Below are 13,862 nucleotides of genomic sequence, written 5' to 3' on the forward strand. Positions count from 1 at the left end.
TTTCCTTGTTGTCCGACGGGTTGACCAGGGGAATCAGGAATGTTTACAGGATTGCCAGGATTGCCAGCAGGAGGATTCATCGGTTCAGGTTCAGGTTCAGGGGTGACAACATCGACTGAAACTGCATCGAATTCTAGTTTTAAAGCTTCCTGTCCGCTATCATCTACGATCAGAATGGGCTTGATGGATTGTCCTGAGGTTAAATTGACCTGATCGTTTTGTCCATTGATACTGTAGTTTCCATTGCCGTTATCAATTAGGTCGACACCGTATGCTGTTTGAATGCTGTAGGGTAAGTTGAAGTCTAGCTGCCAGTCGTTAGCGTCTGATTTTGCGGAGAGATCTAATTCTAGTTTATAGCCACCATTCCAATCTTCAGTAATTAGAGAATCAGTGTTAAAAATTTTGTTTGAATTAGCCATAATAAGTAACTTGTTAAATGTAATTGTTCTTGCAATCAGCCAAGGACTGCGTTTATGTTTGCGTTTTCTGTAACTTGATTACATTTATAAAAGCTTTACAATAGCTTTACAGTGACTTCATACTCTCTCAAAATCAGATTGTGATCACCAAGATTTGTGATCTCAAATCCATACAGGTCTTGCCTAATTAAGTGAATGAATGATGGTTGGCTGCCGTAAGCTGCTAGACGATGGGTTTAACAATGCTTCTACGAGCGATCGCTCTAGTTTCCAAGTGATGATACTGTTCTGCTTGAGTCATTTTGAACTGAAGTAATTCTGTCGGAACTAAATGAAACTGCTGTTGAGGCTTAATCGGCACTACCTCTAAAGCTTTAATAATTTCTTGAGCGATCGCCTGAGCTAGTAAAGGAGGAACAGAATTACCGATCTGACGAAAGCCATGCCATTTGGTAGCGTGAAACATAAACCAGTCAGGATAAGAATGAAGTCGTGCTGCCTCTCTAACAGTGATACAGCGAGGGGTAACGGGATGAATTGGGCGAGGAGAAGTAAAAGCACCACGATTACTGGCTGTTCCCGCTCTCAGGGTGGTACATATACCAGCAAGATCTAAACGATGAAAGTGACTAATGCGATCGCTTTTTCCAGGAACTGTCTGGGCAAATCTCATAATAGTTTGGGCTGTATGGTTAGTGCGGCGACTACAGGTTAGAAGTTCTGCTGGGTATTCGCGCTTATAAGCATAATTATCTGTAACCAGAGCAGGAGTACGCAGTTTACTGGCATACTCGCTCGGTTGTCCATAGTTCGCAACAACCCAGTCACGTAACTTTAATTCGGGATAATGATTAACCTCTGGCAAATCGCCAATCGCTTCGGCTACTGTGGGTACATTGGGTAGGTAGAGATCTCTTTTTAGCTGAGTTTGGGGAGGAGATTTTTGAGCAGAACTTTGAGCAAAACTAGTTTTCGCTTCAGGATACTCTGGTAAAGTGAAACTCCGGCGACAGCCTATGAGAAATAACCGTTGGCGATTTTGGGGGACTCCATAGTTAGCTGCATTTAGAACTTGAGGATTTTTCACCTGATAGCCATGCTGCTCAAACTCTTTCATGACTGTTTCCAACACTTGTCTTTGCCTGCCGATGGTCATACCTCGCACATTTTCCAGCACAAAATATTTAGGTTGCAAATCTAAAACAAGACGCAGAAAATCAAATACCAAAGAATTACGAGCGTCGCTTAAATCTCTTTTTCCCATCAGAGAGAAACCTTGACAGGGAGGGCCACCAAAGACTACATCCAGATCGCGATCGCCGATTGCCGATTGTTCCCTAATTTCTTGAGCGCTTGTTTGGCTGACGCTGCGACAAATGGTTTTCCAGAAAGGAAAATTATACTCATGAACGCTGGCGTGAATCGGATCTAGCTCTACCGCTGCTAGAACATCAAATCCTGCTTGCTCAAAACCAAGGGTCATTCCTCCCGCGCCAGCAAAAAGATCGACGGCGATGGGTCTCTGGTGCTGAAGGTTGTTGTTTTTACAGTAGTTCGCAGTAGGGGCAAACGGCTGTTCACCTCTACTATTTTGGTAACTAGTCGCCATCACTAACCTCAACTGGAATTCTACCAAATGTTTTGATAATCGGTTTTTGGGTAAAAGAGCAAAAATGAACTACTGCATTTACATTCAAGGTAAAATTCTAATCTGATTGGTTAACAATTGCCTAACGTTTAGGTTAATTAAAAAATTGAGTAGCAAGTATTTAGTTATTCTAATTTCATCACCAAATTTTTACGCAGAAATTAAACATTACTTTTGCCAAGTGGATTTACTGTCAGCTACGCTGGAAAATTTTCACGAGAATTGTCTAAACTCCTTATGCTAGTTCTTAATCTGTGAGATGATTAAGAGTTATTAATAGATTTTTAATTTAAATAAGGAGTTAAAGAACGTGGCAGAAATTCAATTTGCAAAAGGTATAGCAGAAGACACGATTCCTGATGTCAAAGTTACTCGTTCTAAGACAGGTAACAGCGGGACAGCAACTTTTTACTTTGAAGATCCACAAATCTTGAGTAAAGAAAGCAGTGATGAGATTACAGGAATGTATCTGATTGACGATGAGGGTGAAATTGTCAGTCGAGAAGTGAAGGGCAAGTTTATTAATGGCGAAGCCAGAGCGATTGAAGCGGTGTTAGTGATGAAATCAAGTGAAGAATTCGACCGTTTTGTCCGCTTTATGAATAAATATGCTGACGAACACGGCTTAGGTAAATCCTAGTTGAGGCACAAAATGTGGCTCAAAAAGTTAGGATAACCAGTAAACTTAGGGAAATCTTGGGATTTTTAACTGGACTTTGCCATAAGATTTCCCAATAATCTGATTTTTGTCTCATGATACTAAATCCGCATCCAGATAACTACGATTTTGCGGTTAACTGTGCTGTCATTACTGTTAGTGACACTCGTACTCTAGAAAGCGATCTCAGTGGTCAAATAATTCAGCAGCTATTGCAAAATGCAGGGCATCAAATATCAATCTACACTATTGTTAAAGATGAACCTGTGGCAATTCAGGAATTGCTAGAGTATCTAGAGCATCAGTTTGAATTAGAAGCAATTATTTTTACTGGTGGTACGGGAATTGCGCCGAGAGATACCACTTATGATGTAGTTAGTAACTGGTTAACTAAAACTATTCCTGGTTTCGGTGAAATATTTCGCTACTTGAGCTATCAAGAAATTGGCTCTAGAGCCATCGCCTCCCGCGCCGTAGCAGGGGTTAAAAATCAAACTGTAGTCTTCTCTCTACCTGGCTCTGCCAACGCCGTAGAATTGGCAGTAAGCAAACTAATTTTGCCAGAGTTAAATCACTTAATTAAGCAGGTTCAAGACAGAAAATAATTGATTGAGCGAATTTTAGTATGAAATCTAGTTAACCTTAGACATTACCAAAGATTGTGTTTAATATGTGTGAGAAATTCGATTTTGAACAAATATCAGTTTCTCGACTATGATTACTCTAAATTTGGTGAATTATGGTTTATCAACTATTTAATATTTGCAAAAACTCTGGCGCGATTGGGCGCAGCCCACGCTTTGCGATCGCCATTTTTATTCTCTTAACCACAAATGCTTTAGCAAGCTCACCGACAGAATATGTGTTTACTGCACCACCAGAAGTAGATCGCCAAATAGTCAAAAAAAATTATGCTCGCGATACTGAATATCCTCTACATGAATGCGAAGCTGAAACAGTAGAATCAGATGACGTAATAGATTCTCATAATTGTGACTGTACAGATTGTGAAAAAAAACCAGCAGAATCTCAACGCGATCGCCATCCGCCCAGAAGCTAAAATTAAGCAACCATACAACCATAAATGACAACGCAATTAATTAACTGGATGCAAATATCTGGTAATTTATTCAATCAAAGTACATCTCGGATTATTTGGAACTTATTTTTAGCTTTTATTCCTCTAGTACTAAGCTTTTATTTATTTCGTCTTCCAGCTGTTCGAAATCTATGGTGGTGGGCATTACTACTGATTTTTATGGCTTTTTTGCCCAACGCACCTTATATCTTGACTGATTCGATTCACATTATTGAACTAAGCCAGTTAGGCTATCCCCACTGGGCAATTATTTTTATTTTAATTCCTCAATATATTCTGTTTATTTGCTTAGGATTTGAAGCTTATGTCATCTCTCTAGTCAACTTAGAGCAATACTTAACAAATTTCATTGCCCCAAAGTACCTAACTATCGTCAATGCGATCGCCCATGGTTTATGTATAGTTGGAGTCTATCTAGGTAGATTGGAAAGATTTAATAGCTGGGATTTTGTGACTAAACCAGGAACAGTATTGGCAACCACGCTTCAAGATCTATTTGATGGTTGGAAACTGCTGAGTATGGCGATCGCTTTTATAGCTATTTGGCTGCTGTCCGAGTTGATTAAGCTGGTTAATCAAAAAGGTGGATTGAGTTAAATAATCAGCAATAAGCGTGAGATATTTCCAGCAAACTAATTTGATTAGAGAAAGCTTAAGAAATTTAGGACTATTTTTCGTTGAAATTTAGCGCAAAGCTTAATTTTTCGTTAAAACTTGAGAGGCAATCCCCCCCCCCAGGATGTTTTTACCCGTAAAACTACTTAAGATTGTGATGGCAGTAATTAAAAATAGAAAATACTGTCAAAATTCTGAGAGAAAAAGCAACAATTATTGTGATATCGAATATGTCTTTTAGTAGCTCCTTATTCTGGAACTGGCAGCCATCCTTGGCACTGCACATTCCAGATGGGTTTTTGAGCCTACCCATTAGTTTAATTACTTGGGTTATTGCGATCGCCCTAATTATAGTGTCTTTAAAACAAGTAGAAGCTAAATATCAAGAGCGGACAGTACCAATTATGGGAGTTTGTGCAGCTTTTATCTTTGCAGCTCAGATGATCAATTTTCCTATACCTGGAGGGACTTCTGGTCACCTACTTGGAGGGACATTAGCGGGAATTTTACTCGGTCCTTGGGCGGCTGCTTTAGTGGTAAGTGTCGTGTTTATCGTTCAAGCAGTGATCTTTCAAGACGGGGGGATTACTGTTTTGGGTGCAAATATTGTTAATATGGGACTGATCGGTACTTTTGGCGGATACTACATTTATCGGGCAATTCGCTCAACAATCGGGCGTGATAGTTGGCGAGGGATGGCGATCGCTACTGCCGTGAGTGCTTGGGCAAGCGTCTTTATCGCTTCAATTTTAACTGCTCTACAATTAGCCTTATCAGGAACTGTACCTTTGAATGTAGCCATATCAGCTATGGCATTTTGGCACTTATTAATTGGTATCGGGGAAGCGTTGATCACCCTAGCGGTAGTCAGTTTTATTTGGCGTACTCGACCAGATCTCCTTTATGGTTCTGCCAACAACCGTAAAGTGTCAGATTCTCGTCCTTTAATACAACGTTAATTAGTAATTAGTTAGATTTTAGATTTTATGAGTAACAAACTTCCAAGTCGTAATCTCGCTTTTATCATCTCTGGCTTAGGTGTTGCCTTGTTAATTGCCGTTTTCGTTTCTCCTTTTGCCAGTTCAGATCCAGATGGACTTGATCGCGTTTCCCAAGATTTAAAGTTTGAACATAAGGCCTCCGAAGATGCCCCAGCCCAAAAATTACCTTTTGCTAACATCTTTGATGAATATGCCCTCAAGGGAGTACCTGAAGCTGTAGCAACACCGATGGCAGGCTTAGTTGGTACTTTGGCGACTTTTGGTTTGGCATACGGAATTGGCAAGCTGGCGATTAAAAAATCCTCTTCATCTATCGATCACAACATTTCTTCTCATCAAGAAGAGTGACGAACAAGCAAATTAAATTAATTAAGAAGTAAGTGAATGCTATTGCTACATTTAGGAGCGTTTCATTTAGACATTGATAGCAAACAGGCTACTTTTTGGCATTCTCTTGCTCCCCGTACTCGTCTATTGTGTGCCTTACTGATGGTATTTGCGATCGCTCTTACCCCAAACGGGCGCTGGTGGACTTGGGCAATTTATGGTTTAGGAGTATTAGGAGTAGTTTTTTTTAGTCGCGTTACCAAAAAAGTACTGTTAAAAAGGATTGCCGTTGAGTTTGCCTTTATTGGTACTGTACTACTAGGAACTTTATTTCGAGACGGTGGTGAAGTTCTCTGGTCTTGGGGAATCTTACGAATTACTACCGAAGGTTTGACTGTTTTGGGGAGTGTCACCATTAAAGCTTTATTATCCTTGCTCACGCTCAATATACTCACCCTTACTACTTCAGTTCCCGCCTTGCTTAATGCTTTAACCGCTTTACGAGTTCCTCCCTTGTTAGTTGCTACCTTAGCCTCAATGTACCGCTATATAGGCGTTTTAATTAAAGAGTTTCAGGCAATGCGTAAAGCTGCTGCTTCCCGCAACCTCGCTAGAAACAATGTCTGGCAACGCTTTGTGATTGGCAATATGATGGGTACTTTATTTATTCGCACTTTTGAGCGAGGAGAACGAGTGTATCAAGCAATGTTAGCCCGTGGTTATCAGGGAGTGCCTGTAGTTGAAAAAGTTCCTTCTGGCGGACGACGGGATGTCTTTGTACTAACTTTTACTATAATTTTAGCGCTATTAGGACAGTCTATTTATTTACCCTATTGACAATAGCTAGTATAAACAATAGTTCTAGGTACATTACTATTGTTTTGTTTCCTGCTCAATACCCAATCTGCTCAATTTAATTTCGTAATTGCGATCAAAACTATGCTCTCTAGGCGCTCGTTCATCCTTTGTGGCTTTTTTGCTGGTTAAAACTTCATCGATAATCTTAGATAATCTTCAAATCTTAATGCATCACAATCCAATCATTATTGAAAATCTCACCTATGCCTACCCCGACGGAACTCAAGCTTTAAGCAAGATCAACTTGGCGATTGAAGCAGGGGAAAGAGTAGCTTTGATCGGTGCTAATGGTTCGGGTAAGTCAACTCTACAGTTACATCTCAATGGCATTATTTTGCCCCAATCAGGGAGGATTAAAATAGGAAAATGGTGGGTAGATGCTGATAATTTGCGCGATATTCGCAATTTTGTCGGTTTAGTCTTTCAAAATCCTGATAATCAGCTATTTATGCCGACAGTTTGGGATGATGTCGCTTTTGGACCAAAAAATTGCGGTTGTCAAGATGAAGAATTAGTTCAGCGAGTCCAACAAGCCATGATGATGGTTGATATCGATCCAGAACGTTACGGGGCAAGAAACACTGAAAATTTATCAGGAGGGGAGAAAAAACGAATTGCGATCGCTGGAGTTTTGGCAATGAAACCCCAGGTGTTAGTTTTAGATGAACCTTCCGCCCAGTTAGATCCTCGTTCTCGTCGTCAATTAATTGAGTTGCTCAAAAGCCTATCTCTTACTCAACTAGTGGCAACTCACGATTTAGATATGGCTTTGGAACTTTGCGATCGCACTGTCGTTTTAAGTCAAGGTCAAATTGTTTATGATGGAGCAACTGAGAAGATCATGAGCAATCCCGATTTTTTATTACAGCATTCGTTAGAATCTCCTTTATCTTACAGTCGCCCTTATTGTTTAGTGAAAGACTTTCTGATTAATTAGAGCTATTATGAGCGGAAACTGAAATAAGTATCGAACGCCAATTTTGCTTAGTACAATTAAACAGTCAGGGTAACTACAAGCTTTTACAAAGATTCTAAATCAACTAGCTAGCGAAGGTTTCCCCTGATCTTGAACTCAAATTATAGCCGAAATGATCGTCAGTAATGGAGATCTTTTGATTGTTTTTCTCTTCAAACAAAACAATCAAGTATTTTTCTGCTAAATTTCTTGACTATTGCAATTTTTTATCAATTGTGTTTTGCTCAACTCATAAACTGCGATATATCAGATAAAACGCTCAATTAAAGTCATTGCTTCCTTATTAATCGCTTAATTAAACTTTAATCTAGATTCTATAAAATCACCTTAACTTGTTAACTAGATTGGCTTGTGAATGAACTGTTTTAAGTTTTGCTTAAAGTTCTTGGCTGCTTACTGAAGTATCAACAGATTAAATCATTAATATGTTATCTACACAACAATTGGAAAACCGTAGTAGTTTTTCCAAAGAATTAGAATTAAAGCAACTTATCAAAAGCGATCGAGTTTCAATTATTTATATTCATGGTACTGCTAGAAGTGGTTCAACAATAGCTGAGATTGTTTTGAGTCAATTAGCTGATTTGACTATTCATCAACCTTTTCGTGGAGTCTTACAAAAAGCTGGAGGTCGTTTTCGAGCTACAAAGTTAGATTTTGATGTCGATATTTACGATTCAGCTTGTGGTTTGATTGTTCAACAAATTAATCAATACTTGCAAGCTAAACAAAAAATTATCGTAGTTATTAAAGAATTAGCTGGGTTTTTTAAGCCTTGTATCTGGCAAAGATGGTTAGAGATTCCCGATAAGTTTTTATTTACTATTCGAGAACCGCATATTCAATACATGTCTTGGTTATCAGCTATGACTGATAAAGTTTTTCAAGGGGAGGGGAAGTTCCAAGAAAACCGAGATTTTGTGATTAGCAAGGCACAAATTACTGAAACTTCTATTTTATCGGCTGAATGGGAAGGAACAACTATCAGCTGTAATCAAGTTGCTTGGAATTCATTGGTGAATGATTTTTATCAAATTAAAAAAGAAATATCTAGTATTCGAAATACTACAAAAAAAATAGCTATTTTAGACTTAGTATTATTTAGATATAAACCAAAAATTGTTTTCGAAAATATTCTTGCTAAATTATGTCTAGAGTCAAAAATAAATTTAACTTATTTATCAAAAATAGATTCGAATGTTTGGGATATTAGAGATAAGAATCGTCCGATGGTACGCAAAGCAAATAATAGTAACACCATACATCCTTTGACTACAGAAGAAGTAGTTAACTTAAATGTTTTCCCAATTAAATCTCAGCAACATATTAAAGAACTAATTCCTTTATATTTGGATTTATTATTTGCTCCAGAGCAAGCTTATTTACCAAGTTTGGCAGAATTAGAAACAACAGAATTGATCGCAGCAAATCCTTTTCTTGCTTGTGCGGTCGCTTTATTTCATTTAAAAAATCAAGCGCAAGTTAATAATTGGTTTCAAACCATTGCTAAAAGTAAGCCAATCAAGATTGACAATTTTCAAAGTTCTTTAGAGATCGCCAACAATTATTGGGCATAAGCTCCAAAAAATTAATTCATGAATAATATTTTAATTATTGGTGTCGGATCTATTGGCGCTTTAATGGGAGCGGCTTTAGTTAAAGCTGGTTTGAAAATTACCTTTGCTGCCAAGCCAAATAGTAATTACACTCAAACACTCAAAAGACAAGGTTTGCACCTATATTATGCTAATGGAGAAAGTTTATGGATTTCTTCTCTGCATCCTCAAGTTAGATTTGTCGATACGGCAACGGATCTAAAGCAAAAATTCGACATAATTATTATTGCTCTTAAAAGCAATTATTTAACCGAAGTCATCTCTTATATCCATGCACACTCTACTCCAGAGACAATATTAATTCATGCTCAAAATGGGATACCCTATTGGTGGTTTAATTGCGATCGCTATGTAACTTCTCTGAGCAAAAATATATTTCAAGACATAGATTCTAACCGTTACTTAAATAGTGTCGATCCCGATGGTAGGTTGTATCATAATTTGAATAAATTTAAGTCCATTGGCTGTGTAATTAAAGCACCCTGTCAAAGAACTCTAGAAGGAAAAATAATAGTCAGAAAAATACCTCAATTAATCTTAGGTTCAACCAAAAAAGATAGTAATTATCAACAGCAGGAAATAATCAAATATCTGTGTAATTTATTTTCCCAATCGGGAATTAAAGCTAGCTGCACTAATGAAATTCGCATTGCGGTATGCAATAAATTGGCTATTAATCTAACTACCAATGTTTTTTCGGCGTTGACAGGTAAGGTTATTGCTGAGTTGACTGCTAATTCTTCGATCAATAGTGTAATTAAGACGGTGATTGCTGAGATGCGTCATATTTTTAGTTGTTATGGCATCCCTTTAGCAGATTTACCAACAGAAGCAAAAATTTATGCTTATATTCAAGCTCCAGGTAGCCAGAGTCATCTTCCTTCTCTGGCTCAAGATTTTGCTCAGCATAAACTAGGAGAAGTCAGTTTAATTACTGCCCCAGTCGAAATGGCAGAAATTGCCAACTTGCAAACACCGACTCTTAAGAGTTTGAGTAGGCTATTACAGTTAGCTCAAACCTATAGTTTGAACTCTCAAGGAAAATCCCACATTCTTACTTTAGATAGCAATTCTGGTCGCTGTAGCTTAACTGAAGAAGCTCGTGAAAGTATGATTGTCAAGAATTAGATGCCTAATTTATTGAATCAGCTACTTCAAGTTAATCCATTAGCTGCTTAGTCAAAGATGTCGTGGCCAACAGATTTAAGCATCTAAGTAAATAGAAAGTTGAGAAATTGTAAGTAGTGACAAAAATTGTAACAAGTCTAAAAAACAAAAAAAAGATAAGTAGTCATCAATTGTCTGTTGTCAATTATTCATTTCAACTTAAAAAACATTCTCCAGTTAAATATTTAATCTTTATTTTACCTAGTTTGATATGGTTGACTTGTAGACAAATAGGATTAACGAAGATTGCACACAGAATTAATAGATCTTGGTTTTTGCCGTTGCTGGTGGGCAGTATCATTTGGTATTTGCCATCTCCTACAGGAGTAAATCAACAAGCGTGGCATTTGTTGGCTATTTTTTTGGCTACTGTCATTAGCTTTATCACTAAACCGATGCCTATCGGGGCTGTATCAATGATTGCTTTAACCCTCTGCGTTCTTAGCAATACTCTAACTCTTGAGCAAGGATTAAGTGGCTTTAGTGATAAAACTGTTTGGTTGACTGTTAGTTCTTATCTTGTTGCCAGAGCAATTATTAAAACTGGTTTAGGCACACGCATTGCCTATATATTTATCACTCTATTTGGCAGAAATACTCTGTTAGTGAGTTATGGTCTATTAATGACGGATGTAATCCTATCTACTGCAATGCCTAGTGGGAATTCGCGAGGTGGTGGGGTGATTTTTCCCATTGTCAAATCTTTATCGACATCTTATGGTAGCGATCCTCGGGATGGTACTGAACGTAAAATCGGTGCTTTCTTAATGACAACTTCTTTTCAAGGAACTCAAATTACAACTTCGTTATTTTTAACGGCGATGGTAGCCAACCCTTTAATGGCGGAGCTGGCTGAAAAAATTGCAGGTGTAGAATTAGATTGGCTAACTTGGGCTTTGGCCACTTCAGTACCTGGATTCCTTAGCTTGTTAGTTATGCCTTTGATAGTTTTTTGGTTCTATCCTCCAGAGCTTAAATCTACTCCAGAAGCTCCGAAACTAGCTCAAGCAAAGCTACGTGCCATGGGCAAACTCAATCAGCAAGAATGGTCAATGGTGGGAATATTTTTAGTGGTGCTGTTGCTTTGGGGATGTGGTAAACAACTTTGGGGCATAGAAAGTGTCACTACGGGTTTGCTGGGAATTGTTTTGCTGTTAATTGCTGGAGTATTAACTTGGCAAGATATTATCCAGGAACAGAAAACCTGGGATATATTTATTTGGTTTTCTATTTTGTTGATGATGGCGACTTTTTTAAGCGAGTTTGGTTTGTTTGATTGGGCAACCAATGAAGTTGGCAGTGCCATTAAACACCTATGGTGGCAAGCAGCTTTTGCCTGCTTAATCATAGTTTATTTTTACAGCGGTTACTTTTTTGCCAGTAAAGCAGCCCTTGCCAATACGACTTATCCTGCCTTCTTATCTGTGGCGATTTCTTTAGGGGTGTCACCAACTTATTCTGCCTTGGTTTTGGCTTTTCTCGTTAGCTTATCGGGATGTTTAACTCATTATGGAACTGCGGTTGCGCCAATCTATTTTGGTGCGGGATATATTGACGCTGGTACTTGGTGCAGACTGGGATTTATTCTCAGCCTGGCTTATTTATTTATTTGGACAGTGATTGGGGGATGGTGGTGGCAGTTGACGGGTTTGATTTAGTTGAAACAAGATCATTTTTGCCCAAAGGGACAAAATCATAACCTGTTCCAGACTCGTTTCCTGGCTGAATTTTAATCATAGTTCCTTTCAAATTGCGATCGCCTGAAGGTAAAAAGCTAATACTTGTAGTTGCTCCTGGGGCAGTAAATTCGGGATTAGCTAATACTTGCTGTAATTGCTCTCTTTCTTGACTAGAAGCCATTCCTGTCGAGATCGTTTTGGTAGCATCATAAGCCATCGCTGTGCGCCAATTAACTGCACCACCCCATAGTTTTTGGGCATCTTCGGTAAAGCTATTTTTTGTTTGTGGATACCAAGGTACAGTTAGCACCATACCGTTGACATCATTTTGTCCTTGTTCAAGAGTTATATAGGTATTCAAAGAATGATTCCCGAATAGAGTTAGGCGATCATCATTAACTGCTGCTATTTCTACTGCCTTGTCTACTTTTCGTACCGAAGGTGCAAGCAACAAGGCATCCGCACCACTGCTAATAGCTTGGGAGGGAATATCAGTAGCGTTGAAATCGGCAGCTGAAAGATCGCAGTTAAGAGAATTGACCTTCGCACCGTAATCGTATACGGCCCAGATAAAATTTTCTTTAAACGAAACACTAGCTTGCGCATCAGCATCGATACAAATAGCAATATTGCTCTTACCCGCTGTATTTACTGCATAATTAGCTAGGCTATCAGCCAAATCTCTGGTACTAGGAACAGTACGGAAAATATGACTACCGATTGTCGATAAAGCCTCCGCTGAACTGGTTGGAGTAATCATAACTAACCCCGCTGCTTCGTAGATGGGAGCAGCAGCAATGGAAGCATCACTGCCTACATGTCCAACTACAGCTGAAACTTGTTTGTCCTTGACAAAGACATTGGCAATTTCACGAGCAAGCTCAGGATTATTATCATCATTAGCAATTTCCACCATCAATAGTTTGCCGTTGATCCCACCATTATTGTTAATTTCCGTTTGAGCTTGAGCTACTCCCCGTAAAATCTCCTCTGCTACATCCAAATCTCCTCCAATTGGCACACTTACTCCAATTTGCTCGGGATCTTTGGTTTTGGCTGCTATAGTGTTATTCAAATAAATTCTGGCTTCGGGATCGTTGCGATCGCTTTTCAAAGCTAGGCTAAAATTTTCTTGAGCAACAACGTAATCTCCTTGGTCAAACGCATTAACTCCTTCCTTTTTAGCAATATTATCATGGGCAGTAACTAATATTTTGTCTCCTAGGCTAACTCTTCGCTCAATTGAATTTTTGCCTCCTGCATCAATGGACTTAGGTTCTCGATGAGTAAGCCAATATACTGTTGGGCCAAAAAAACATAGAATAACAACATATAAGATAAGCAACAAGTTTCTTTGAGTAATATTTATTGGCTGATTAAACATTATAAAATAGCAATATAAAGGTGAAAAACGAATGTTTGAGATTTAATTTAGATTCAAAATATTTCTCAACTGCTCAAGTTTTTACATATTACATATATTAAAAATACTTTTTGCATAGATAACATATATGTAGTTTAGCAGCAGTTTATCACTACCAAACTCAACTCAAATATCAACTAAACTTCACTTCTTTTAGCTATAAAACATAGGTAAAATTAATTACGATTCGATTAGCTTTTTAAACTTACTTTAAAATGCCCTCAAGAGACAACTGCAATTTCTCGCAAAAAAGTTTTTAATGAGCTTAATTCTAATTTGGTAATTATACGTAGATATCATTTTCATTAATTGTCAATTCTTGAGCTTAACTGATCTAAATTTTGTTTACCCAATTTTGAGTAACTAGTAATAA

13 protein-coding genes and 1 pseudogene are annotated in these 13,862 nt (G+C 38.2%); 11 read left to right on the forward strand and 3 right to left on the reverse strand.

Annotated features, from left to right (window positions below):
- Window positions 1-422, reverse strand: a pseudogene (locus tag C7B62_RS02650) (hypothetical protein); the annotation flags it as partial.
- A gap of 223 nt (window positions 423-645) precedes the next feature.
- Complete coding sequence (locus C7B62_RS02655) at window positions 646-2,031, reverse strand: DNA cytosine methyltransferase (RefSeq protein WP_106233063.1); 1,386 nt, start codon at window positions 2,029-2,031, stop codon at window positions 646-648.
- A gap of 349 nt (window positions 2,032-2,380) precedes the next feature.
- On the opposite strand from C7B62_RS02655, the gene psb28 reads away from it, so the two are divergent.
- From psb28 to C7B62_RS02710, 11 genes are all read left to right on the forward strand, one after another.
- Complete coding sequence (gene psb28, locus C7B62_RS02660; RefSeq protein WP_106233064.1) at window positions 2,381-2,710, forward strand: photosystem II reaction center protein Psb28; 330 nt, start codon at window positions 2,381-2,383, stop codon at window positions 2,708-2,710.
- 113 nt (window positions 2,711-2,823) lie between these two features.
- The gene (locus C7B62_RS02665) at window positions 2,824-3,333 is read left to right on the forward strand and encodes a molybdenum cofactor biosynthesis protein B (protein WP_106233065.1); all 510 of its coding nucleotides are present in this window, start codon (window positions 2,824-2,826) and stop codon (window positions 3,331-3,333) included.
- 134 nt (window positions 3,334-3,467) lie between these two features.
- Window positions 3,468-3,788 (forward strand): hypothetical protein, encoded by a 321-nt coding sequence (locus C7B62_RS02670; RefSeq protein WP_106233066.1) that lies wholly within the window; start codon window positions 3,468-3,470, stop codon window positions 3,786-3,788.
- 24 nt (window positions 3,789-3,812) lie between these two features.
- Window positions 3,813-4,424, forward strand: coding sequence for a DUF1361 domain-containing protein (locus C7B62_RS02675; protein ID WP_106233067.1), 612 nt, complete (start codon window positions 3,813-3,815; stop codon window positions 4,422-4,424).
- A 248-nt stretch (window positions 4,425-4,672) separates the two neighbouring features.
- On the forward strand, window positions 4,673-5,401 hold the full coding sequence (gene cbiM / locus C7B62_RS02680; protein ID WP_106233068.1) for a cobalt transporter CbiM: 729 nt from the start codon (window positions 4,673-4,675) through the stop codon (window positions 5,399-5,401).
- Between the two features lie 27 nt (window positions 5,402-5,428).
- Window positions 5,429-5,791: a PDGLE domain-containing protein gene (locus C7B62_RS02685; protein ID WP_106233069.1), complete on the forward strand. Its 363-nt coding sequence runs from the start codon at window positions 5,429-5,431 to the stop codon at window positions 5,789-5,791.
- 36 nt (window positions 5,792-5,827) lie between these two features.
- Window positions 5,828-6,607, forward strand: a complete 780-nt coding sequence (gene cbiQ, locus C7B62_RS02690; RefSeq protein ID WP_106233070.1) for a cobalt ECF transporter T component CbiQ — start codon at window positions 5,828-5,830, stop codon at window positions 6,605-6,607.
- Between the two features lie 187 nt (window positions 6,608-6,794).
- The gene (locus tag C7B62_RS02695) at window positions 6,795-7,565 is read left to right on the forward strand and encodes an energy-coupling factor ABC transporter ATP-binding protein (protein ID WP_106233137.1); all 771 of its coding nucleotides are present in this window, start codon (window positions 6,795-6,797) and stop codon (window positions 7,563-7,565) included.
- A 605-nt stretch (window positions 7,566-8,170) separates the two neighbouring features.
- On the forward strand, window positions 8,171-9,181 hold the full coding sequence (locus C7B62_RS02700; RefSeq protein WP_146132037.1) for a hypothetical protein: 1,011 nt from the start codon (window positions 8,171-8,173) through the stop codon (window positions 9,179-9,181).
- An 18-nt stretch (window positions 9,182-9,199) separates the two neighbouring features.
- Window positions 9,200-10,348, forward strand: a complete 1,149-nt coding sequence (locus C7B62_RS02705) for a ketopantoate reductase family protein (protein ID WP_106233072.1) — start codon at window positions 9,200-9,202, stop codon at window positions 10,346-10,348.
- Between the two features lie 326 nt (window positions 10,349-10,674).
- Window positions 10,675-12,045, forward strand: coding sequence for a DASS family sodium-coupled anion symporter (locus tag C7B62_RS02710; protein ID WP_233219782.1), 1,371 nt, complete (start codon window positions 10,675-10,677; stop codon window positions 12,043-12,045).
- Here C7B62_RS02710 and C7B62_RS02715 read toward each other — a convergent pair.
- The gene (locus C7B62_RS02715; protein WP_106233074.1) at window positions 11,993-13,450 is read right to left on the reverse strand and encodes an ABC transporter substrate-binding protein; all 1,458 of its coding nucleotides are present in this window, start codon (window positions 13,448-13,450) and stop codon (window positions 11,993-11,995) included. The two genes, C7B62_RS02710 and C7B62_RS02715, sit on opposite strands and share 53 nt — an antisense overlap.
- Between the last annotated feature and the right edge of the window lie 412 nt (window positions 13,451-13,862).

This window comes from Pleurocapsa sp. CCALA 161, assembly GCF_003003995.1.
In the GTDB taxonomy this organism is placed as follows: domain Bacteria; phylum Cyanobacteriota; class Cyanobacteriia; order Cyanobacteriales; family Xenococcaceae; genus Waterburya.